Genomic DNA, 24,087 nt, shown 5'->3' with positions numbered 1-24,087 from the left:
GCAGATGAGTAATATTGCAAGACATATCGCCATCATCATGGATGGCAACGGACGCTGGGCCAACGAACGCGGCCTCAAGCGTGTCAAAGGGCATGAGCGTGGTGCCGAAGCGGTCCGCACCATTACGACATATGCCTCAAACCATCCGGAAATCGATGTGTTGACCCTCTATGCATTCAGTACCGAAAACTGGAAACGGCCGAAAATGGAAGTCGACTTTCTGATGCGCTTGCTGAACAACTATCTCAAAAACGAGATGGAAACCTACATCCGGCACCAGATCCGATTCGAAACGATCGGCGATATCAGCCGATTTTCCTCCGCATTACAGGATCGGATCGCAAAAACCAAAGAGGCGACGAAACGATTCAGCAAGCTGACGCAGGTACTGGCCCTGAATTACGGATCGCAGGACGAAATCGCCCGGGCAGCACGCACGATGTGCGATCGTGGAGAGAGCATCACGGTCGAATCGCTCGAAAAGCGTATCGAAAGTTCGAAATTCGGCCCGGTGGACATTCTGATCCGCACCGGCGGCGAACAGCGCCTCTCCAATTTCCTTCTCTGGCAGTCGGCCTATGCCGAACTTTTCTTTACGCCGACACTCTGGCCCGATTTCAATCCGGACGAACTCGAACGTATCATCGAGGAATTCAAGAAGCGCCAACGCCGCTTCGGAGGTATATAATGGCTCTTCTTTTCGCACTGTTTGTCGGTCTGGCCATCGGATCGTTTCTCAATGTTCTGATCGTCAGGATTCCCAAAGGCGAAAACGTGGCTTTTCCGCCATCCCACTGTCCCGTCTGTGACAACGCTCTGAAGTGGTGGCACAACATCCCTCTCGTGTCGTGGATTCTGCTGAAAGGAAAATGCGCCTACTGCCAGAGTCCTATCAGCCGCCTCTATCCCACAGTGGAATTGATCACGGGATTGCTCTTCCTGATACTCGCCATGAAACTGGGACTGACCGCAGAATGGTTCGTTGCATCGTTGGTTTTCTCCCTTCTGCTGGCACTTTCGGTCATCGATTTCGAATATTATGCCGTTCCCGATTCGCTGAACTTTACCGCATTGGGACTGGCCCTTCTTCTGCCTCTCTTCATTTTCGGATGGGACTGGGCGACCGATGGCCTGAAAGATTTTTCCTGGTATCAGGAGATGCTGGTGACACGGTTCAAGGATGCCGCAATCATGGCGGCTTCTTTCTTCGCGCTTGGCCTCTTCGTCAAATTGCTGATCAAAAAAGATGCACTTGGAGAGGCCGATATCATCATCGCCGGTACGATGGGCGCCATGCTCGGGTTTCCCCTCGTCCTGGTCGCCATCTACGTTTCGGCCCTCCTCGCCATCGTGCCGGCTCTTTTTGCGCGTGGCCACATGGTGCCGTTTGTCCCTTTTCTCGCTCTCGGCACGTGGATCACCTATATCTTTTCCGATACCTTTATGAGATGGTGGAGCCTGCTCTATGCGTAACATTTCGGGATACCTCATCAGAAGTTTCAGCGCTCTCTTCTTCTCGATCTTTCTTCCGATTATCGCGATCGGCTCGCTGATTCTTTTTGTCCGTATCGCGAAAATCACCGAAGTGACGCAGATGAGCTTTTCGGAGATGCTTCTGATGTACAGCTATTTTCTGCCCACCATCCTTTTCTACACCCTGCCCATCACCTTTTTCGCGGCGCTGACACTGACGATGGTGAAGCTCTCCAACGACTTCGAAAACATCGTTCTCTTCTCCTTCGGCATTTCTCCCCACAAACTGCTGCGCTTCTTCGCTCCGGTTACGTTCATGATCGTGGGTCTGCTTCTGCTTCTTTCTCTGGCACTCATCCCGATCACAAAACAGCTGATCAAATCGTTCATCAGCTACAAGAGTGTCCATGCCGTTCTCAATGTCGAACCAAGTCAGTTCGGCCAGAAATTTGGCGACTGGCTCGTCTTTCTGGAGTCGAAAGACGATGAAGGGAGACTTCACAATATCGTTCTCTACAATGCATCCAATCCGAAAGAGGAGCAGATTCTCATTGCAAAATCCGGCAGTTTCGTCAACGAAAACGGTATCATCGGACTACAACTCGAAAGGGGTGAGGCCTACCGCATTCAGCACGATGCAATGGATCAGATCAATTTCAAAACGATGAAAATCTACGACACATCGACCCATGAACCCTTTACCTATCGCAATCTGACCGAATACTGGTTCATGGCGATAACCGACAGCAAACGGTTGAAAGATTTCATCGTCTTCATTGCCGTCAGTCTCTTTCCGCTCATTACACTCTTTTATGCGATGAGTTACGGTATTCTGCACCCGAGATACCACAAAAATCACTCCTATTTGGCCATTTTCAGTGTGACAATCATCTATTACGGTATCATCTCCGCCATCGCGAAAATCTCTCCAATGGGCTCCATGGCATTTTTGGCGCTCTTTTTGGTTACAGGTGCCCTGCTCTTCTATATTACCGTTCAAAAAAGGTTCTAGAGATCGATATGCGCGTCAAAGCGGTTCTGGCCTACGATGGCTCGGCTTTTTACGGATTTCAGTCCCAGACGACAACATCCAAAACCGTAGCAGGCGCATTGAGACGGAGTGCCGAGCGGCTGGGCATCCACTCTCCCATTGTCGGCAGCGGCCGTACAGACCGGGGCGTACATGCCACCGGGCAGATTATCCATTTCGACCTCCCCTCCCACTGGCAAAACGATCTGACAAAACTCAAAACGATGTTCAACCGCCTTCTGAAGCCTCACATCCAGATCAAAACCGTCACACCTGTCGACGATGCGTTTCATGCGCGCTTCGACGCCAAAAAACGCATCTACCGATACGTTCTGAAAGAGAGGCAGCCGTCACCTTTCGAGATGCCATACTGCCTGCATGTACCGGATATCGATGCACAACGCCTCCAAAACACTCTGAAGCAGTTCGAAGGAACCCACGACTTCGCGCTCTTTCACAAGAAAGGCAGCGACCCCGGCTCGATGGTGCGCACCATCTACCAAACCCGTGTTGCTACCTTTCGCGGCTACACCCTCCTCTACCTCGAAGCGGACGGATTCCTGCGTTCCCAGGTCCGTATGATCACCGCTGCCGCCCTCCAGGCGATGCGGGGTGAACTGAACCTGCAGCAGATAAAAGAACAGTTAAAGGGAAGGAAACAGCACACCACTCTGCTAGCGGAACCCCAGGGGCTCTATCTGGCAAGGGTCATCTATTGAGTGAAGAACGAAAGTGAAAAATTTAGAAAAATCGTTCTGCTCTATCCAATTCGACATCTTCACACTCTAACACTCCCACAAAGCCGCATAGCGGCGATCACACACTCCCACACTCTAACGATTTATCGCATCGCGAAGCGCGCGGCAGGCTTCCACCGTTCAATGACGACAACCGGCCTCTTTTTCGGATCGAGCCATTTCACCAGGGCCTCGAGTTTCTCTTTCGTCATCGCGATACACCCGGCCGTCGGGCTGTTACCGTTGGCGATATGCAGAAAGATGCATGACCCTCTGCCCGGTTCGTGTTGGGTGTTGTAGCCGAGTGTGACGACGATGTCGTAGAGGCCGTCTTCCCGATACATCTCTTCGAAACTGCCGAAATCCTTCACGATGCGGGAACGGTCGACAATGCGATTGTAATAACGGGATGCCGCATCGTCGACGCATATCAGTTTTCTGTCGGCAGTCAGGAAAAACGGCATAGGCGTCTCGACCATCCGGTTACCGTAGACCTCTCCCAATCCGAATATGCCTGTGGGTGTTCTGCCGTCTCCCTCTCTCTCTTTTCCCAGGCCGTTTCTGCCAATGACGACACGCCACGATGCGCCCACCTGTTTCCATCCGCTCCCATCCTTTTCGAACCGTGCCATCTTTGCAGCATGTCCCGTCGCATCGAAAACTTTGACCATCTGCCGGCTCTTCACGGGAATGGTCTTCAATTCATCGGCACCGAACGTCAAAATTGATAAAATACTCCAAAGGAGAATCAGTGCAGGAAAGTTACGGCATCTACTCATTGCTCCCTCCGCTTATTGCAATCGTTCTCGCCATTATATCGCGAAACGTCATCGTCTCACTTTTCATCGGTGTTCTTTCGGGCTACCTGATTATCGAACATAACGTTCTGACAGCTCTTCTGGAGACGGCAAAAGGTATTCTGGCGCTTTTTGAAAAGGGGTGGGTCGTCAAAACCCTTGTTTTTGCCGTTTTCGTCGGTTCCATTATCGAACTGATCCAGCGAAGCGGCGGTGTCGACGGCTTTGTGGACTTTCTGCAAAGACGCAAGAAAGTGATCACGACAAAAAGGGATGCGGAACTGCTGCCATTTTTCGTAGGGCTCGCCATCTTCATCGAATCCTCCATCACCTCGCTGATCGCCGGCACCGTTTCGAGACCCCTGACCGACAAATTCGAAACCTCGAGAGAGAAGCTCGCCTATATCTGCGACTCGACAGCCGCTCCGGTCTGCACGATGTTTCCCCTCAACGCCTGGGGAGCGCTGCTTCTCGGACTCATCGGTTCGCAGATCGAAGCGGGCATCATAACGGCCGAACCCCTCGAACTGCTTGGAGAGGCGCTGCTTTTCAATTTCTACGCCTTCTTCTCGATTCTTCTTGTGCTCTATACGATCCTCAAAGGGATAGACTTTCCCGCCTATACACGCATCGACCCGCCCGATTTCCGTCTGCCGGAGGGCAAAGGCGATATCTACGCGCTGATCGTTCCGATCGCGTCCCTGCTGCTTCTTGTCTTCGTGTTTCTCTACATTACCGGCGGCGGCAACATGCTCAAGGGAAGCGGTTCCACATCGGTATTCGCCGCCGTTCTGGGATCCATCGTTCTCTCCAGCATCTATTATCTGATCAAAAAAAGCATGCCGGCAAACGAGATTCTGCCTGCTATCCTTCGCGGTGCGAAAACGATGATTCCGATCGCCGCCATTTTGATATTCGCATTTGCGATCGGCGACGTGACCGTCAAAATGGGTACCGGAATCTATATGGCCCATTTCGCCAACGCCATTCTTCATCCTGCACTTCTGCCGGCGGGCATCTTTCTGCTTTCGGCTCTCATCGCCTTTTCGACAGGGACCAGCTGGGGAACCTTTTCCATCATGATGCCCATCGCCATCACGATGGCGGCTGGCATGGATGCCGATACAATGGCCATCATGCCCCTGGCAATCGCCGCCGTCGTCTCGGGCGGTGTCTTCGGCGACCACGCCTCCCCCATATCCGACACCACCATCATCGCCGCGATGGCGGCGGGCTGTGATCTGATCGCCCATGTCAAAACGCAGCTTCCATGGGCGCTCCTGGCAGCTCTGTTGGCACTCCTCTTTTTCCTCGCTTTTGGCTTCATCATGGCATAATGATCATATTGGAACCCATCTCAAGGAGTCATATCTCATGAAAATCGTGAAAATCTTGCTGCTGTTCATAACTCTGCTCTTTGCCACATCCTCTGCCTTAGCCGCCAAATATACCGGATTCAAAGAACCGGCAAAGGGAGAGTGGGCCATTCTCGTGATGAATCTGGAAAAGGGAAGAGAGATGGAGGAAAAGATGGTCTATCTTGGTGAAGCGATGATGAACGGAAAAACCGTTTACGGTGTCGAAGCCAGAATCCATCTGCCGCAGCAGCAAAGAACCATGATTTCCCAGTTCTGGACAGACAAAAAGACGAACGAAGAGATGAAATTTGTCATGAAACAGGGAGAACAGCTGATGTGCATGTCGGCTTCCATGCCCGGTATGACGGATGAAAATTCCAAACCCATGACGAAAACACCCGATGAATTCAGCCCCGACAAACCGGTACTGCGCTACGACACCTATACGACACCCACTGGGAAAAAAGTGCATGTAGCCGTTTTCAAATCGGATGAGGGAGAGGTATGGGTGAGCAGTGACACGCCTTTCGGCATTGTCAGGATGGTCAAAAACGGCAAAGATCTCATCTATCTGAAAGATTTCGGAAGCGGGGAAAAACCGCTCATTCCCGTCTCGGATGCTGTCGGTTGCAAAGCGATGGATTTAGGACAGATGTTCGGAGGATTCGGCGGAAATTAGCATCAAACGCTAACGTAGCTTCGGCTGTGCCCTGCGCTTTTCGCCCCGCCATCGCACCGTTTGCCTGCCCTTCCCGTCTATAGGGGCTTTTGAGATGGGTTCTAAAAGGATTGCATTTTCAGATCGTCCGACCAGAAAAAGTCGATCCACTCGTCCTCAATCGATTTGAGCCAATAGTCGGGTTCGACGATCGATTTGTCGGGTTTGTAGAAAAGTGTCGCCGTTTTGAAAGTTTTGCCGGGATAGCGTGATGTCAATGTTTCCGTCACCGCTTTGAGCGTCTCGCCGCTGTCGGCGATATCATCGACAATCAATACATTTCGGCAGGTGGTCAGATCCGGGACGTTGAAAATTTTCACCTTTTCGAGCTTCCGTGTATCGTTGTAACCGATGGAATTGATGACGAAAACGTTGCGGATACCCCAGTACTCACCCAGGAGATGCGCCATCGTCATGCCACCCCGGGCGATGGCAACGATCGCATCGAACCGTTCCGGAATAGAATCGGCAAGGGCGTGCAGATCTTTCGCGAAAGTTTCGTAATCGTACCGGACCCGTTTCATCACCACACCTTCAATTCGTTGTAGAGGCTGTCCCGTTCGACAGGAATGAAACCGCTGTCTTTGATCAGGTGGACGAATTCCGATAAAGGCATGCCATGGGCGCTTTGGGCACCTGCCGCCGCCTGAATCGATTCCCGCTCGATCGTGCCGTCGAGATCGTTGGCTCCGTACTCCTGGGCGATCAGCGCCAGATTGATCGTCGCCGTCACCCAGTAGGCTTTGAGATTGGGAATGTTGTCGAGCACGATGCGGCTGACCGCCATCGTCTTCAGAATCTCCTGGCCAGTCGGAAACTCCTCGACTTTGAGGTAGTTGTTCTCTTTCTGGTAGACGAGCGGAATGAAACAGTTGAACCCGCCCGTCTCGTCCTGCAGATCGCGGAGGCGCAGCATATGGTCGATGCGGTGCGCACGTGTCTCGACATGGCCGAATAGCATCGTGGCATTGGATTTTTTCCCGCGCTGGTGCCACTTTCTGTGAATGTCGAGCCACCCTTCGCTGCTTACTTTTCCCTTGCAGATATAGTCGCGGACCTCTTCGTCGAAAATCTCGGCGCCGCCGCCCGGCATCGAATCGACACCGTTTTCGACCATCCGGTCCAGCACTTCGTCGATGGTGAGACCGTACTCTTCGGCCAGAAAGTTGATCTCCGCCGCCGTCAGAGCCTTGACGTGAATATCGGGAAGCTCCTTTTTGATCGCCTTGAACATTCCCAGGTACCACTCGAGACCCGCTTCCGGATTGTGCGCCGAGACGATATGGACCTCCTTGCCTCCCTTTTCCCATGTATGCTTCGCGATGGCGACAATCTCTTCGATCGGCATCGTATAGGGATTCGGGTTTTTCCGGCTGGCACTGTAGGCACAGAATTTGCAGATATCTTTGCAGACGTTGGTGGGATTGATATGGCGGTTGATATTGAAATAGGTTTTCTTTCCGTGCAGCGCCTTTCGTCTCTCGTCGGCCAGTTCGCCCAGAGTGAAAAGGTCGAGTTCATAGAGTTTCAGGGCATCGTCGAGCCCGATGCGCTTACCGCTTTTCACTTTTTCCACAACGTCCATACCATCATCCCGTAAAAATTTTTCGGTATTATACCTTGATTGGGGTAAAACGTGAATCGTGAGTCGGAAAGATCCCAATTTGCCGCTCCCCATTCACGATTTTCGATTCCCGCGTCACCAAAAAGGAGGGTTTTTGGATCTGAACATTGCCATCGAAGAGCTCCTCGACAAGGATGCACCCGATTTCGAAATCTCGAAGCTTCTGAAACAGGCGATAAAAGAGTACCTCGACAATCTCGAAGAGATCTTCAAAGAGACCCAGGGAAAAGCCTTCCTTGTCCACCATACACGCAAGATCGACCACTTTCTAGCCATCATCTACAAAGTCGTACTGCGCAAGATGTTTCTGGAGTTCCAGCCCATGCGCAACTCTGTCCCTATCGCCCTCGTGGCACTCGGCAGCTACGGGCGCGAACAGCTCTGTGTCCACAGCGATATCGACCTGATGATCGTCTTCAAGGAGACACCCGGCTACAACATCAAAGAGATCATCGAAAAGATCCTCTACATCGCCTGGGATGCCGGGTTCCACCTGGGACACCGCGTCCATGAAGTCTCCGAACTTCCCGAGGTGGCCAAGGAGGACATCACGATCAAGACGGCGCTGATGGAGTCGCGGTTCATCATCGGTTCCAACTTCATCTGGATGGAAACGCAGCGGCAGCTCGGAAAGATACGGCGCGACGAGCCGAAAGCCTATGTACTGAGCAAACTGCAGGAGGGGGAGAGCCGCCATCAAAAGTACCCGATCTCGATGGAGCCGAACATCAAGGAGTGCATCGGCGGGACGCGGGACGCGAATCTCGCGTTCTGGATCGCTTCGGTACGCCACAACGTCTTCCGTCTGCGCGAACTGGTCGGCAGCGTCATCGACGAAACCGACTATACCGAATACCGCTCGGCACTCGAATTCATCTTCCGGGTGCGCGCCGCCCTTCACCTCAGTGCAAGAAAGAAGGACGACACCCTTCGGCTCGAACTGGTCCCCAATGTCGCCACCCTGCTGGGTATCGAAAAGGACGATCCGCAAAAAGCGCAGCGGGAACTGGTCAGCCGCACACTCCATTCACTGGACATCATCCGCAAAAAAACCTCCTACTGGATCGGACTGTTGAGCAAACCCTACCTCTACGACGCCGGCCACATCCCCCTGCTCAAAAAGGAGCATCTCGAACCGGGCATTTTCCGCTGCCAGGACACCCTTTACGCCCGACGCCATCTGAAACCCAAAACCTTCCTCTATTACCTGAAACTGCTGCTGAAAGAGGCGGGCCGGTTCCCTGTCGAAACCGACGCGTCGTTCGAACACCTGATCGACCGCACGGAGGTGCCGAAAACGAAGGGCAGGCAGCTCATCAGCGCCATCCGCCATATCTTCTACCTGCCCTACAGCGCATCCGTCATCAAAGCGCTCTACAAAAGCGGCAAGCTGCCCCAGGCCATCACACCGCTCAAACGGGTCATGTACCTGCCGCAGTTCGACGGCTATCATCACTACCCGGTCGACTTCCACTCCTATTACACTCTCGAAACGCTCGACAACCTCCAGCACGAGCTTCTCAAACCGATGTTCGAAAAGCTCGACAAAGACTCCAGAGCGATGCTGAAACTGGTCGCTCTGCTTCACGATGCCGGCAAAGGAAGAGTCCGCGACCATCACGATGTCGGTGCCGATCTCTTCAAAATCTATGCCAAAAAGCTGGGATTTTCGGAGCAGCTCATCAAAGAGGGCATCCTGCTGATCCGCTACCACACGCGGATGACGCGGACGATCCACAACGAAGACATCTACGACGAGTCGACCGTTTCGAAATTCGTCGCGCCGCTGAACAGCCAGAAACTGCTCGATATGCTTTTCATTCTCACCTACTGCGATGTCAGTGCGGTGGGAGTCGGAGTCTACAACGCCTTTACGGACCGCATGCTCAAAACACTCTATTTCGCAGCGTCCGAAATGCTCGACAAACCGGCGATCATCGACGAAACCGCCAAACGCCTGCGCCGGGAGCGTGCGCTCAAAAAACTGCCCGAATTCAAAGCACTACCCCGTACCCTTCAGCGCAAGATCCGTGCCATCGAATCGAACCTCTTCTTTATCAAGCATACGGCCCGTGAAATTCTCGATATCGCCCAGCACGCACGGGGTGTCATCGATTACGACATGAAAATTACACCCACGGAGATTCTCAAAATCGAAATCTACCGGAAAGTGCCGATCAACCTGGGATACCTGTTGGGCAAACTGAGCCATTTGGAACTGGTGACGATGGAGATTTTCAAACTCTTCGACGGCGTCAAATATTTCGTTCTGGAGTTCAACGACACGATCGCGGCCGAAGAGGTTCCGATGGTGGAGCAGATCATCCACGACTCCTTCGATATGGAAAAGTCGATCAAGCTGACCAAACCGGCCATCAAACCCAAGGAGATCACGATCGACTGCGAACACTCGAAATCCTACGCACTGATGCAGATCAAAACCGCCAACCAGCGGGGGCTGATGGCCTATGTCGCCCACTATTTCGACGAACTGGGCATCGAAATCGCCACCGCCATCATCACGACGCGCAAACACCGGGTCAACGACCTCTTTCTAATCGAAAAAAACAGAAAGTTCTGCAACAATCGAAAGAAGATCCTAAAGGAGCTTACCAGGAATGGTTAGAACCCATTTCAGAAGTCGATTTTTGAATTTTTTGGAGTGGTCCGAAAGCCTTTCGGCTTTCGGGGAAAGTCGGCTCAGTGGCCGGTAGAGCAGGCGCTGACGCCCGGAGGTGTGGTGGGCTGGATCGCTTCGTTGCTGACGCCGCCCTCTTCGTTGATCTTTTCGATGATCTGCCACAGATCCTCGGCCGCTTTCATGTAGCGTTTGGCCGTTTCGCTTTCGGGGTAGTGGTAGGTGATCGGCTTGCCTTCGTCGCCGCCCTCGCGGACCGCCGGCTCGATGGGAATCTGCGCCAGGAGCTTGCTGTCGTACTCTTCGGCGACCGCCGCCGCCGTACCGCGGCCGAAGATGTCGCTTTCGGTTCCGCAGTTCGGGCAGATGAATCCACTCATGTTTTCCACGACACCCGCGATCGGGATGTGCAGTTTTTTGAACATGTCGAGGCTTCGGCGTGAATCGTCCAGAGAGACTTTCTGCGGCGTCGTAACGGTGATACCCGCCGTCACCGGTACGCTCTGCGCCAGTGTCAGCTGCGCGTCGCCCGTTCCCGGCGGCATGTCGATAACAAGAATATCGAGATCGCTCCAGAGGATGTCGCGCAGGAACTGCTCGATCGCCTTCATGACCATGGCACCGCGCCAGATGAGTGACTGTCCCTCTTCCATCAGGACACCCATACTCATCACTTCGACGCCGTAGGCATCGATCGGCTTGACCTTGTTGCCGACGACTTCCGGACGCATCTCTTCAATGCCCATCATCCGCGGAATGTTCGGGCCGTAGATGTCTGCATCCAGCAGACCCACCTTTTTGCCTTCCATCGCCAGCGCGATCGCCAGGTTGACCGATGTCGTCGATTTGCCGACGCCGCCTTTGCCCGAGCTGACCATGACGAAGTTCTTGACCTGCGGGGCGATGTTTTTGCCGTGGCTGGAGGTCTCACGCGGCATTTTCGGCTGCTGGATCATCGTGATCACTTCCGACGCTCCTTCTCGCATCAGTTTGTTGCGGATCTCATCTTCAAGCTGTTTCTTCACTTCCGGTGCACTCGAAGTGATCTCGATCGTAACGGCGACACGACCGCCGTCGATTTCGATATCTTTGACAAATCCGAACGTGACGATATCTTTCGTAAATCCGGGATAGGTCACGGTCGAGAGTACTTCTTTTACTCGTGTTTCAGTCATTCACTTTTCTCCTGTTATGATGGTTTTGTTTTATTGAAATGATGTAGCGAAAGATACGCCTTTCATCCTTGGCATTCCATTAATCCCAATGATTAATTGCCAATGGCCAAGGATGAAAGGCGCATAAAGCGCCTTCTACTCAATGATGCCGGACATGAACAGAGTCCCTATCGGACGGGGACTGACCGTCCCCTGCACCCCCCTAACGCTTCGAAAGCTTTCGCTTTCGAGACGGCGAAGTTGGTAATCTTCGCCGGTCAGCTTGCCGTCGGTTGGAACTCCGTCATATCGACATTCCCTTCGATCAGATCCTGGCTGATCTTGTAGCTGCAGAACTTCGGGCCGCACATGGAGCAGAACTCCGCTTCCTTGAAGACATCCTGCGGCAGGGTCTCGTCGTGGTACTCGCGGGCACGATCGGGGTCGAGGGCCAGCTCGAACTGCCTGTTCCAGTCGAAACTGTAGCGCGCGTCGCTCATGGCGTCGTCGATATCGCGGGCACCTTTGCGGCCCCGGGCGATGTCGGCGGCGTGGGCCGCTATCTTGTAGGCGATAATCCCTTCGCGAACGTCCGCCGCATTGGGAAGGCCCAGGTGCTCTTTGGGCGTGACGTAGCAGAGCATGCTCGCCCCGTGCCAGCCGCCTACCGCCGCGCCGATGGCGGAGCTGATGTGGTCGTACCCGGCGGCAATGTCGGTGACCAGCGGTCCGAGGATGTAGAAGGGTGCCTCGTGGCAGTATTCGCGTTCGAGCTTCATGTTGCGCTCGATCTGGTTGAGCGGCACGTGGCCGGGGCCCTCGATCATCACCTGAACGTCTTTCTCCCACGCTCTGAGTGTCAGTTCACCGAGGACTTTGAGTTCGTTCAGCTGCGCGTCGTCGCTGGCGTCGTAGAGACACCCGGGGCGCAGGGAGTCGCCAAGCGAAAGCGATACGTCGTACTGACGGCAGATGTCGAGAATGTCGTCATAAGCCGTGTAGAAGGGGTTCTCTTTGTGGTAGTGCATCATCCACGCCGCCATCAACGAGCCGCCCCGGCTGACGATCCCCATCTTCCGCTTCGCCACAAGCGGCATGAAACGCAGCAGAAAACCGGCATGGATCGTGAAGTAGCTGACACCCTGCTTCGCCTGGCGCTCGATGACATCGAGCATCGCGTCGATCGTGAGGTCTTCGATTTTGTTGTTGCAGTCGTGCAGAATCTGGTACATCGGCACGGTGCCGATCGGCACGTCGGCGTGTTTGATCACCTCTTCGCGAATGGCGTCCAGATCGCCGCCGGTCGAGAGATCCATGATCGTGTCGGCACCGTACTTCTGGCACACTTTGACCTTCTCCACTTCGCCCGCCGCATCGCTGGCGACGGCCGACGAACCGATGTTCGCGTTGATCTTGCAGGTCGCTCCCATGCCGATCGCCATCGGTTTCTGATGGATGTGGTTGACATTCGCAGGAATGATCATACGCCCGCGCGCCACTTCGCTGCGGACAAACTCCGGATCGAGTTTTTCGACCTTCGCCACATAGGTCATCTCTTCCGTGACGATGCCCTGTTTGGCATAATACATCTGTGTTCTGACTTTATCGTTTTCGCGTCGTTTGACCCATTCGCTTCTCATAATATGAGGTCTCCTGTACTGAGGTTAGGAAAAATTATCACAAAAAAGATAAAAGCAAGCTTTTCTTATGTATACTTTCGTAACACATAAGGTTGTTTAGGAGTATTTTTGTCTGATTTAACACTGGTGCTTCTCGCGGCAGGAGAAGCGACCCGTTTCAAAAAACCCGTCAAGAAACAGTGGCTTCGCATCGGAAGCGATCCGCTCTGGCTGCATGTGCTCGAAACCTTCCGGGCCATGCAGCTTTTCGACAGGCTGGTCGTCGTCGGTCACGCCGACGAACTCCATTATATGAAAAGACATACGAACGACGAAAAGGTCCGTTTTGTCGAAGGCGGCACAAGCCGTCAGGCTTCGTTGAACAATGCCCTCGAATCGGTCGACACCCCGCTGGTACTCGTCAGCGACGTAGCGCGACCCTGCGTCGACGAAACCGTTTGCAAAACCCTTCTGAGCGCGGTAGAACGGGCCGACTGCACCGTGCCCACTCTGCCCGTACCCGACACGGTCTGGTACGATGGCGAGCCCATCGATCGCAAGCACCTGTTACGCATCCAGACACCTCAGCTCAGCCGTACCGAAATCCTCAAAAAAGCCCTTGACAGCGGCACAGAGTTCACCGATGAAAGCAGCGCCATCCATGCAATGGGTGGAAAAGTAGCATTCATCGCCGGTGACGCATCGCTGCACAAACTCACTTTCGCCGGTGACATCGCATTGCTTCCCTGCCTCACCTCTCCCGACACGTCCGTCCGATTCATGGGTACGGGATTCGACGTGCACGCGTTCGAAAAAGGTAAACCGATGCGCCTTGGGGGTGTGAACATAGAGGCTCCGATGGGCTTCAAAGCCCACTCCGACGGTGATGTGGCGATCCACGCCCTCATCGACGCCCTGATGGGAGCGGCCGGCATGGGCGACATCGGCGAACTCTTTCCCGACACCGATGCGGCATGGGCGGGTGCCGACTCGGCCAAACTCCTGCGTCACGTAGTACACCTCCTGACCCATACAGGCTATGAGATCGTGCAGGCCGATATCACGATCGTCGCCCAGACACCCCGGATATCCCCTTACAAAGACGCGATGCGGTTTCGCCTCGCCGAACTGCTGCAACTGCCGCCGCAGCATATGAATATCAAAGCGACGACGAGCGAAAAGCTTGGTTTCGTCGGACGCGGAGAGGGTGTCGCCGTACAGGCAGCCGCCACACTGAAATTTTTCGACTGGACCCAATCATGAAAATATTAATCATAGAAGATGAAATCTATCTCGCCCAGAGTATCGCGGGCAAATTGATCGATTTTGGCCACGACTGCGATATTTTCGCAACGGTCAACGATGCACTGGAGCAAAACAGCGGACGATACGATGTCATTCTGCTTTCGACCAATCTTTCCGGACAGGATTTCTATCCGGTTATCAAAAAGTATCTCGACGAGATCATCCTTCTGATGGTCTCCTACATCAGCAACGACACCGTAACCGACCCGCTCAAAGCCGGTGCGCACGACTACATCCAGAAACCTTTCATGATCGAAGAGCTGATTCGAAAAATAAACCATTACCATGACTTCAAACAGTTGCAGAAACGATGCGAATTTTATGAAGAGTATCTCGATCATCAACTCAAAAACATCCAGCTTCCGGAACCGATCAAACAGCCGCTTCCGCTGATGGTGAAAACCAACTACCAGAAACAGGCGGATGCCTTCGCTTTCGCCCTGGCCGAGGAACTGGAGCGTCCCTTGAAATATCTGCCACTCAGCAATGCCTCCTCGATGGGTGCACTGGAGGAGCTTGACAGCGATTACATTGCCTATATGCCGGAATTTCAGACACTCAAAAAGAGTGAAAGGGAAACCTTCCTGAACAGGATCAAAGGACATGACGTCATCACATCCACGACGGAAAAATTCGATGCGGAGGAGCTCGACACCATCGAACTGGTCAGCGAACACAAAATCTTCGACCGTACCGAAATCCTGACGATCGACGACTATGTCAAATTCATCATCCACAACTACCAGAGCAAGTTTCCCGATACGGAGTTGAGCAAAAAACTGGGTATTTCACGCAAATCTCTCTGGGAAAAGAGGAAAAAGTATGGCATCTTCAAGAAGAAGTAGAACCGGAAAACCGATACATAGAGGAAGCAAAATCGCTTCCGTTACCGCCTATAGGGGGTCTTGAAATGGGTTCCAATAAAATTCTCTATATCGACCGGGAGGCGCTCTCGACCCTCGCCCTCGTACAGGAGGGACTCCTAAAGCCCGTCGATGGCCTGATGGACAAGAAGACTGCCGAAGAGGTGACGCGAACCAAGTGCTACAGGGAGCACAGCTTCCCTTTCCCTTTTATCCTCGCACCCAAAGGTCGTCGCAATGAAAAAGTCCTCCAGTCCCTGAACCCCGGTGAGAAAGTGACACTGATGGTCGATCACGAACCCGTAGGCTGGATCGAAACGAAAGAGGTGTTCGAGATCGACCCGCAGGTGCGTGTTCAGGAGATCTACGGAACCCAGAACCCCGCACACCCCGGTGTGCAGGCCACGATGAAACGGCTGGGTCATTACGCCATCAGCGGTAGCTACCATGTCGCGTATCCGAAATTCCGGAAGATAAAAGAGCAGATTTCGACGGCGAAAAACCGTATCGGAGCCAAGCAGACCAGCGCACTGATGATGGCGGCACGCCCCCTTCACAGAGCCCATGAACGTCTTATCCGTACGACACTCGACCGCTCGGACCTCGTCGTCATTTTTCTGTTGAAACCCTATCAGGAAGACCCGACTCTGCCCTATGAGCTCCGCTACCGCTCGATGGACTATTTCGTCAAGAACTATCTGCCGGCCAACCGTGTCATCATCGTTCCGCTGGAGTATACCTATATCTTCGCCGGCTACAACGAAGTGATCCTCGATGCACTTGTCGCCGAAAACTTCGGGTGCGACGAACTGGTCATCGGGCAGAACCACGCAGGGCTCGGCAGTTTTTACGACAAAAACCGCATTCAGTCCGTTTTCGACCATCTCAAGGGGTTCAAGATTAAAATTCACACGGCACCGGAGTATGCCTACTGCGATATCTGCCGCACACTGGTGAGCAACAAGACATGCCCGCACGGTGAACATCATCACATCTCCTATCATGCCGACTCGATTCTCGAATTGTTGAAAAAGGGGCTGCTTCCACCCGCCGTTCTGATCAGAAAAGAGGTCTCGGCGATGATTCTGGCCCACCTCTATCCCAACCGTTTCGACAATCTCGAAAAGATCTACTACGACCTGATGCCGGGATCGGGACTGCTCGAGAGCCAGAGCGAAGAGGATTTTTACATCAAGCTGATGAAGCTGTATCAGACCACTTCACTGAAGTGAGTGAAAAGTCAAAAACGAAAAACTAAAAGTCGAGGAGGTTCGCTTCGCTCCTTTTATTTAAAGTTGTCCGCACAAAGTGCGGTTCACGAAAACTTTTCACTTTTCACTTTTAGTTTTTCACTAAAAAAATCGGAGGTTTCGATGAATTTTCAGGAAAAACTCTTTCTTGCCGGTCTGGGAAGCGGCTTTCTGCCCAAAGCACCCGGAACATGGGGTACGCTGGTGGGATTGGTCAGCGGCGTTGCGATACTGGCCTATTTTCCTCTTGAAACCCTCTTTCTATTGACGATCCTGATCTTTCTGTTCGGTGTGCGAATGACGAACGTGTACGAGGTCCGCACCGGCATTCATGACGACTCGCGCATCGTCGTCGACGAAATCGCGGGAATCTGGCTGGCACTCTGCATCAGCGGAACGGCTCCTGTTGCTGCGATTCTCAGCTTCATCTTTTTCCGTATCTACGACATCTGGAAACCTTCGATTATCGGACGGATCGATCGGGATGCCCCCGGCGGATGGGGTGTCATGGGTGACGACCTCATCGCCGGCATTGCGGCGGGGCTCTCCAGCGCATTGGTCATGGAGGGTTTGAACCATTACCATATATTGGGATAATCCTGTGTCCCTTCCCGCATCTTTCATCATGCGCTTCCGGTCGATCTATCCGGACGACGCCGATCGGCTTCTGGCCACATTCGAACGTCCAACACGCGTCTCGTTTCGCGTCAACCCCCTCAAAACGGATGTCGATTCTGTACTGGAAGACCTCGAAAAGGAGGGGGTATCCTGCGAACCGGTCGCATGGTATCCCTATGCTTTTACCATCGATCCTTCCCTGCGCGACGTGCTGACCCATTCCAAACTCTTCGAACGGGGCGAGATCTATATCCAGAGTCTCTCGTCGATGCTGGCCCCCCTGGCGCTGGACCCGAAACCGGACGAAACGATCCTCGACCTTACGGCGGCGCCCGGCGGCAAGTCGCTGATGATGGCGGCACAGATGGAAAACAGAGGGTGGCTTTCGGTCGTCGAACCGGGAAAAGACCGTTTTTTCCGGCTCAAAGCCAACCTGGAGCGGGGCGGCGTCACCATCGCCCACCATTACATGACCGACGGACGAAGCGTGGGCAACAAATGTCCGGCGATGTTCGACCGGGTCATGCTCGACGCCCCCTGCTCGACCGAGGCAAAATTCAAGAGCTACGACCCGAAAAGCTATGCCTATTGGAGCGAGCGGAAAATAAAGGAGATGGCCAAGCTGCAGCTGCGGCTGATGGAGTCGGCTCTCAAATCTCTCAAACCCAGCGGTTCTCTGCTCTACGCCACCTGCTCTTTCGCACCGGAAGAGAATGAAGCAGTCATCGACAAAACCCTCAAAAAGCATCCCGAACTCACCGTCGAGCCATTGCACCTGCCTGTCGAAAACAGACAACCGGGCCTGATGCAGTGGGGCAAAAAGCACTTTTCAGAGGAAGTGCAAACATGCGTTCGCATCCTGCCTACCGAAACGATGGACGGCTTCTTTCTCTGTAAACTAAGAAAAAAATCGTAAAATATATGATCCTGACACAAAGAAGGTGTCTTTATGAAGAAAAAGCTCTTTTTGGGTCTGCTCGGCACTCTTTTTCTACTTTACCTGGTGGCAGGTTTCTGGATCGTTCCATCGATTGCGACGAAAAAGGCGGGGCCTCTGCTGAGTCAAACACTCGGTACCCGTGTCACGACGGGCGACATACGTTTCAACCCCCTGACCTTTCAGCTGACCGTTCCAGACATCCGTATTGAAGACAGAAACGGGCAGCCCTTTTTCAAACTGGGAGCTTTTTATGTAAACGTTTCCCCTCTATCATCGCTTTTCCATCTCTCCATCGATCTCCAGGAGTTACGCCTCAGACATCCGACGCTCCATATCGCCATCGACAGCAACCATACTCTCAACATCGCCGATATCCTGGAACACCTGAACAAAAAGAGATCCGGACAGAAAGAGTCGAAAAGCGATCAAGACAAGGGACTTCCAAAAATCCGTATCCGTCAATTCGCCATCGAAACGGCAAACGTCATGTTCGACGACAACTCTACACCGGAACCGACCCATATCGAGGCGACCAACTACAACTTCGGTATCGAAAACATCTCCACCGTTCCGAACGAATACGGTTTTCTGGCCTACGAAATCGAAACCCGAGAGACCGCGTTCGTCAGTTCGTTTGCAAAGATCGGCCTCAACCCCCTCCATATCCGCGGAAAGATCGATATCCGCCGGGCCAACTTTCCCCATCTGAACAGTTACCTCGAGGAATACACCCACCTGGAACTCAAAGATGGCACCGGAGAACTCTTTTTCCATTTTGAAATCCTCGACACACCGGATGGGATCCATGCGAAGTTGACGAACGGACGCATCGGTATCTCCGATTTGAGAGTCGACGACCCGATCGGAACACCGTTGCAAATCGGAAATTTCCGTATCGACGACATTCGGGCGGCCTGGCCGGAACGGCACATCGACATTGCCGCCATCACACTTCAGCAAAGCGGGATCTATCTCGCGCAGGATGCCAAAGGCCGCTTCTCTTTTGAAAAATGGATGAAATCGAGCGGCTTCAAATCCGAACGGAAGAGCAGAAATCCGGTTCAACCGGAATCGGGGGAGGTTCCTTCGACTTCCTGGAGGACCAACGTGGAGAGGTTGGAGATTTCGAATCTCCACAGCCGTTTCGAAACTCCCGCCTACCTGTTCGACACCGACCACTTCCACAAACTGGAGAGCATTCGGTTCAACACCAGCGGCTCGCTCGAACTCAACGCGACAAATCTCCGGCTCGCCGACATCGCACTGCTCGACAAACGCCTTCGCAACAGACCTTTCAAACTTGCCGACATCACCCTGCGAAAAGGTCTGCTCGATTTGAAAAAAAAGCGTTTCGAAATCGAAAGTGTTGTGTTGGCCAGACCGAACATATTGGCCACACGTGACAAAAATGGAAAACTGAATTTCCAGAGAATTTTCGCCACACCGCAGCGTACCGCCATGAAAACTTCGTCACGGAAGAGAACCGTGGCAAAAAAGGGGAGACCCTTTGTCGTATCACTCCGTCACTTCACTATCGGCAACGGACATCTGAAACTGCAAGAGAGGATGCTGAAGCATGATACCGATCTGGAAGTGGATGATTTCAACCTGCGCATCGACAATATGCAATATCCGCAAAAAAGAAACACCCCTTTCAAACTCTCTCTCAACACGCCGAAACGGGGAAAGATAGCGGCAAACGGCACCTTTCTGCTCGATCCGGCCAAAGTGAGCGCGACAGTCACGACTTCCGGCGTGGCACTGACACCCTATATCCCCTATCTCCAGGAGTTTGTCAATCTCGACATTCCGAAAGGATCGCTCGACACCCATGCAAAGATCTCCTACGACGACCGACGCAAGCCCAAAGCGACGATCGACTATTCATTGAAAATCAAAGATCTGCAGATCGACCACGCTCTCAAACACGAAACGATTTTCCGAGTCGAAACGATCACCGTCAAACCGGCAAAACTGCAGCTGATGCCAAATGCGATGAAGATCGAAAACATTCTCTTTGAAAAACCCTATGCGAAAATTCACATCGGCAAAGACCGCTCGACCAATCTCGACGGCCTGATTGTCAAACAGAAGAAAGCCCAGAGCGCCATATCCATCCAAAAAAAGAGAAAAGCGGAAGCCGGTTTCGACTTTTTCCTGACACGCCTCGGCATCAAAGAGGGTCGAAGCGATTTCTCCGATCTCTCGCTTCCACTGCCGTTTCAAACCCACATTCACGATCTGGAAGGCGAAGCACTTGGTATCGGTAACGAACCGAACGATGTTGCCAGCATCCGTCTCAAAGGCATCGTCGACAAATACGGAATGGCGAACATCAAGGCGCTTCTGGTTGCGGCCGACCCGGTCAAAAAAAGTGAAATCAATGTCGATTTCCGCAATCTGGACGTAACGAACCTCTCGCCCTATACCGGAAAATACATCGGCTACGCCATCAAAGACGGCCGTCTCTGGCTGAAACTCAAATACGAAATCGACGACGGCAAACTGGTGAGTGAAAACAAAATCGTTCTCAGGAAGCTGGAACTCGGAGATAGAATCGAGAGCAACGAGAGCATCGACGCACCCATTCAACTGGCGCTGGCTCTGCTCAAGGATTCCAGGGGAGTCATCAATCTCGATATTCCGGTCGAGGGCAATGTCACCGATCCGAAATTCAAAATCGGCAAAGTGGTCTGGCAGGCAATCGGCAACATGCTTTCTGGTATCGTTACGGCACCCTTCCGCTTCCTGGGCAGCCTACTGGGTATCAAAGGCGAAGAGCTGCAGAGCATCGATTTCGAACCGGGCAGCGATACGGTGGACCCGACGGAACTCGAAAAACTGGACAAAATCGTTCAGATTTTTGAAAAACGCCCCCTGTTGAAACTGGAACTCACCGGTGCCTATCACCAAAAGGCCGACACACGGGGGTTGAGAACAATCAAACTGCGCCAGATTCTTGTCACCAAGGCGAAATTGACAAAAACGGAAGAGCTCAAACGCACCATGACTCAGGAGCTTCTGGAAGGTGTCTACAAAGAACGGGAAGGGAGCAAAACGCTCTTTGCCTTCCGAAAAGCCTACTTCAAAGAGGTGAAAGAGAAAAAACGGAAACCTGATAAGCGGGAATACCTCAAACGCCTTTACGAAGCGCTGCTGGAGACCGTTCCAGTCGAAAAATCGGAACTTCGGGCTCTCGGCGATGCACGTGCACATCATATTGCCGATTATCTGACATCCAAACAGGTGGCGATCAACCGTGTGGCGATCAAACCGGCCAAAGCCGTAGCGAAACAGACGGAAACCGGCACGGTTCCGTTGAAACTTGGACTTGCAACCTTGAAATAGGAGACGAATATGGAGAAAATTTTTGAAAAACTGGGTATTTTCTACCTGGGGCGTGACCTCGACCGGCAGACATTGGAGCCTGCAGAAACACCGACGCTGATAAAATCGAAAAACTTCACGACCCATGCCGCCATTATCGGCATGACAGGCAGCGGCAAAACGGGACTTGGCATCGACATCCTCGAAGAAGCTGCCATCGACAACATTCCGATCATCGCGATCGATCCGAAAGGGGATATGGGCAATCTATGCCTCGCTTTCGACAATCTGGCACCGGAAGATTTTCTGCCATGGGTGGAGGAGGATGCCAGACAAAAAGGTGTCGACCCGATGGAGCAGGCAAAAAAAACGGCTGAGATCTGGGAGAAAGGAATCGGAAGTTTCGGCCAGTCTCCCGACCGTATCAGACGCTTCAAAGAGCACGACGTCACCATCTACACCCCTGGCAGCAGTGCCGGCGTTCCGATCAACGTATTGAGCAGTCTGGATGTTCCCGATCCATCGATTCTCGAAGATACGGACATCTTTGCCCAATCGGTCAACTCCACGGTCGCATCGCTGCTTTCACTGATATCCGTCGATGCCGATCCACTCGAGAGCCGTGAGTTCATTCTGATCGCCCAGATCATCAAAAAGGCATGGCTGGAGGGTACACCGCTCGATATGGGAACTCTGATCGCCCGGATCATCACGCCCCCTTTTTCAAAAATCGGCGTGCTGCCCCTGGAGAGCTTCTATCCCCCCTCGGACCGTTTTAAACTCGCTTCGAAATTCAACAACGTCCTGGCCAGTCCCACGTTTGAAAACTGGCTCAAAGGCGATCCTCTCGACATCGATACGCTGATGTACGACGCCAGGCAGAAATCGAAAATTTCCATCTTCTCCATCGCCCATCTGAGTGACCAGGAGCGGATGTTCTTCGTCACACTGCTTCTGAACAGAATTCTCGGTTGGATGCGCCGACAAAGCGGTACCGGACGACTGCGGACACTGGTCTATATGGACGAGATCTACGGCTATTTTCCTCCCTCCAAAAATCCCCCTTCCAAAGAGCCGATGATGCTGATGCTCAAGCAGGCGCGTGCCTTCGGCGTGGGCATGGTACTCAGTACCCAGAATCCGGTAGATCTGGATTACAAAGGACTCTCCAACATCGGTACCTGGTTCATCGGACGTCTTCAGACGAAACAGGATATCGCCAAAGTGATCGAAGGGCTCAGCGGAAAAAGAGGTGGAGGACTCTCCAAAACGGCAATCCAAAAGATCATATCGAACCTGCCCAAACGCACATTCTTTCTCAAAAGCTCCCATATCGAAGAGATCAGGATTTTTCAGACACGCTGGGTGCTGAGTTATCTCAAAGGTCCCCTGCAAAAACGTGAAATTTCCCGACTGATGGAGCCAAAGAGAAGGAGCGCTCCCGTCGAAAAAGAGAGTGCCGGAACAGCAGCGGCCAAAGCTGCCACGAATACCGTACAGATCCAAAAAGCACCGATTCTCTCATCCCGAATCGAACAGCGCTTCGAACCGGCAATGCAGCCGAACGGCATTTACCTGCCCTACCTCGCGGCAAAAGGAGTCGTACGCTTCTTCAACACATCACGGGGGATCGACATGGAGAAAGAACTCTGTCTGCTCCATCCACTCGACCAACGGAATGAGTCGATCGACTGGGAATCGGCGGAGCCATGCGAAGAGGATTTCACCCGAGCGCCCAAAACAGCGGGCAGCGGTACCGGTTTCGAACCACTTCCCGACACCATCACCGCAGCGAAAACCCTCAAACCATTTGAAAAAGCCTTGAAAGAGAGACTCTACGCCACCCAGAAACTCGAACTCTATCGATGCAGATCTCTCAAGAGCGAATCGAGACCCGGTGAGGAGTTGGAGATGTTCAAAAACCGGTTGATGGAGATATTGGAAGAGAGACGCAGCGAGGAGGCACAGAAGCTGGAGGAGCGTTACTCCAAAAAACTGCAGAGACTGCAGGAGCGCTATCAGCGCGCCCTTCAAAAACTGCAGAAGGAGAAAGAGGATGTTTCGGGTGCTGCGACCGGTTCCATCATCGATGCGGGAATGGCCTTGTTCGGAGCCTTTTTCGGCAGCAAACGTTCCGCCGCTTCGAAAGTCGGTCAGGCGATCAAAGGAGGGTCACGGATTTTGAAGGAGAAAGCGGATGTCGAGAGAGCCGAGGCATTGGCAGCCGCAGCCCTTGAAAAGATCGAAGCCATGAAGACCGAACTGGAAGAGAAACTCGACACCGTCGATGAGAAGTACTCGATCCAAAATTACACCATCGAAACCTTTTTCATCAAACCGAGACGCAGTGATATTCGCATCGAGACGATCGTACTTTACTGGAAATGGTCTTTCTGACACGCCAATTGCAGCGTGTCATAGCCATACAGATCCTCTCTGAATTCCACCATACCGTTCCGCGTGACCCAGATGGTCAGGTAGACTGTATCGATCGGAACCTGTTTTTTCGGATAAAGGCGTGTATGGACATCACTATCCAAAATCTTTTTCGCCTCGTCGAAGTCGATGCTCGTATCGATTTTCGAAAATTTTTCGAGAAGATCGACGGGACGTGCAAGCCGTATACATCCATGGCT

General features: G+C 52.9%; 19 protein-coding genes and 1 pseudogene. 14 read left to right on the top strand and 6 right to left on the bottom strand.

Translation table 11 applies throughout. From position 1 onward, the window contains the following. Positions 1–4: 4 nt before the first annotated feature. The 4 genes from Q1K24_RS01285 to truA are packed head-to-tail and all read left to right on the top strand — an operon-like array spanning position 5 to position 3,222. Positions 5–688 (top strand): di-trans,poly-cis-decaprenylcistransferase, encoded by a 684-nt coding sequence (locus Q1K24_RS01285; protein ID WP_300364829.1) that lies wholly within the window; start codon positions 5–7, stop codon positions 686–688. Next, entirely contained in the window at positions 688–1,473 is a 786-nt protein-coding gene (locus Q1K24_RS01280; RefSeq protein ID WP_300364827.1) for an A24 family peptidase, read from the top strand. Before Q1K24_RS01285 ends, Q1K24_RS01280 begins: the two co-directional genes overlap by 1 nt. Then, complete coding sequence (locus Q1K24_RS01275; protein ID WP_300364825.1) at positions 1,466–2,485, top strand: LptF/LptG family permease; 1,020 nt, start codon at positions 1,466–1,468, stop codon at positions 2,483–2,485. The genes Q1K24_RS01280 and Q1K24_RS01275 overlap by 8 nt, the downstream gene beginning before the upstream one ends. Before the next feature lie 8 nt (positions 2,486–2,493). Continuing rightward, entirely contained in the window at positions 2,494–3,222 is a 729-nt protein-coding gene (truA, locus tag Q1K24_RS01270; protein WP_300364823.1) for a tRNA pseudouridine(38-40) synthase TruA, read from the top strand. 122 nt (positions 3,223–3,344) lie between these two features. Here truA and Q1K24_RS01265 read toward each other — a convergent pair whose 3' ends face one another. After that, positions 3,345–4,019, bottom strand: a complete 675-nt coding sequence (locus Q1K24_RS01265; RefSeq protein WP_300364822.1) for a L,D-transpeptidase family protein — start codon at positions 4,017–4,019, stop codon at positions 3,345–3,347. Between Q1K24_RS01265 and Q1K24_RS01260 the strand changes: the two genes are divergently transcribed. Together Q1K24_RS01260 and Q1K24_RS01255 are read left to right on the top strand one after the other, a co-directional pair. Then, a complete protein-coding gene (locus tag Q1K24_RS01260; protein ID WP_300364820.1) occupies positions 3,992–5,374 on the top strand; it encodes a Na+/H+ antiporter NhaC family protein in 1,383 nt (460 codons plus the stop codon). The genes Q1K24_RS01265 and Q1K24_RS01260 overlap by 28 nt on opposite strands. Before the next feature lie 37 nt (positions 5,375–5,411). Next, positions 5,412–6,074, top strand: coding sequence for a hypothetical protein (locus tag Q1K24_RS01255; RefSeq protein ID WP_300364818.1), 663 nt, complete (start codon positions 5,412–5,414; stop codon positions 6,072–6,074). A gap of 101 nt (positions 6,075–6,175) precedes the next feature. Here Q1K24_RS01255 and Q1K24_RS01250 read toward each other — a convergent pair whose 3' ends face one another. Together Q1K24_RS01250 and mqnE are read right to left on the bottom strand one after the other, a co-directional pair. Beyond that, positions 6,176–6,637, bottom strand: coding sequence for a phosphoribosyltransferase family protein (locus tag Q1K24_RS01250; protein WP_300364816.1), 462 nt, complete (start codon positions 6,635–6,637; stop codon positions 6,176–6,178). Beyond that, a complete protein-coding gene (mqnE, locus tag Q1K24_RS01245) occupies positions 6,637–7,698 on the bottom strand; it encodes an aminofutalosine synthase MqnE (protein ID WP_300364814.1) in 1,062 nt (353 codons plus the stop codon). Before mqnE ends, Q1K24_RS01250 begins: the two co-directional genes overlap by 1 nt. A gap of 133 nt (positions 7,699–7,831) precedes the next feature. Here mqnE and Q1K24_RS01240 point away from each other — a divergent pair, with 133 nt between their 5' ends. Further along, positions 7,832–10,363 carry an HD domain-containing protein gene (locus Q1K24_RS01240; RefSeq protein WP_300364812.1) on the top strand — a complete coding sequence of 844 codons (2,532 nt, stop codon included), beginning with the start codon at positions 7,832–7,834 and terminating at the stop codon, positions 10,361–10,363. A 74-nt stretch (positions 10,364–10,437) separates the two neighbouring features. Here Q1K24_RS01240 and Q1K24_RS01235 read toward each other — a convergent pair whose 3' ends face one another. Next, positions 10,438–11,550, bottom strand: a complete 1,113-nt coding sequence (locus tag Q1K24_RS01235) for an Mrp/NBP35 family ATP-binding protein (protein ID WP_300364811.1) — start codon at positions 11,548–11,550, stop codon at positions 10,438–10,440. Positions 11,551–11,807: 257 nt separating this feature from the next. Continuing rightward, positions 11,808–13,169, bottom strand: coding sequence for a phosphomethylpyrimidine synthase ThiC (gene thiC / locus Q1K24_RS01230; protein WP_300364809.1), 1,362 nt, complete (start codon positions 13,167–13,169; stop codon positions 11,808–11,810). A gap of 108 nt (positions 13,170–13,277) precedes the next feature. Between thiC and Q1K24_RS01225 the strand changes: the two genes are divergently transcribed. From Q1K24_RS01225 to Q1K24_RS01195, 7 genes are all read left to right on the top strand, one after another. Next, positions 13,278–14,411 carry a bifunctional 2-C-methyl-D-erythritol 4-phosphate cytidylyltransferase/2-C-methyl-D-erythritol 2,4-cyclodiphosphate synthase gene (locus tag Q1K24_RS01225; RefSeq protein WP_300364807.1) on the top strand — a complete coding sequence of 378 codons (1,134 nt, stop codon included), beginning with the start codon at positions 13,278–13,280 and terminating at the stop codon, positions 14,409–14,411. Continuing rightward, entirely contained in the window at positions 14,408–15,298 is an 891-nt protein-coding gene (locus Q1K24_RS01220; RefSeq protein ID WP_300364805.1) for a response regulator, read from the top strand. Before Q1K24_RS01225 ends, Q1K24_RS01220 begins: the two co-directional genes overlap by 4 nt. 65 nt (positions 15,299–15,363) lie before the next feature. Further along, positions 15,364–16,548 carry a sulfate adenylyltransferase gene (locus tag Q1K24_RS01215; protein WP_300364803.1) on the top strand — a complete coding sequence of 395 codons (1,185 nt, stop codon included), beginning with the start codon at positions 15,364–15,366 and terminating at the stop codon, positions 16,546–16,548. A gap of 141 nt (positions 16,549–16,689) precedes the next feature. Further along, a complete protein-coding gene (locus tag Q1K24_RS01210; protein ID WP_300364801.1) occupies positions 16,690–17,163 on the top strand; it encodes a phosphatidylglycerophosphatase A in 474 nt (157 codons plus the stop codon). Between the two features lie 4 nt (positions 17,164–17,167). After that, positions 17,168–18,100 carry an RsmB/NOP family class I SAM-dependent RNA methyltransferase gene (locus Q1K24_RS01205; RefSeq protein ID WP_300364799.1) on the top strand — a complete coding sequence of 311 codons (933 nt, stop codon included), beginning with the start codon at positions 17,168–17,170 and terminating at the stop codon, positions 18,098–18,100. A gap of 33 nt (positions 18,101–18,133) precedes the next feature. Then, entirely contained in the window at positions 18,134–21,472 is a 3,339-nt protein-coding gene (locus Q1K24_RS01200) for a DUF748 domain-containing protein (RefSeq protein ID WP_300364797.1), read from the top strand. Positions 21,473–21,481: 9 nt separating this feature from the next. Then, complete coding sequence (locus tag Q1K24_RS01195) at positions 21,482–23,848, top strand: DUF87 domain-containing protein (RefSeq protein WP_300364795.1); 2,367 nt, start codon at positions 21,482–21,484, stop codon at positions 23,846–23,848. Here Q1K24_RS01195 and Q1K24_RS01190 read toward each other — a convergent pair. After that, positions 23,827–24,087 (bottom strand): annotated as a pseudogene (locus tag Q1K24_RS01190) (murein L,D-transpeptidase); the annotation flags it as partial. The gene Q1K24_RS01195 and the pseudogene Q1K24_RS01190 overlap by 22 nt on opposite strands.

The organism is Hydrogenimonas sp. (assembly GCF_029932565.1).
Lineage (GTDB): Bacteria > Campylobacterota > Campylobacteria > Campylobacterales > Hydrogenimonadaceae > Hydrogenimonas.
This window is presented reverse-complemented; position numbering and strand designations above follow the sequence as displayed.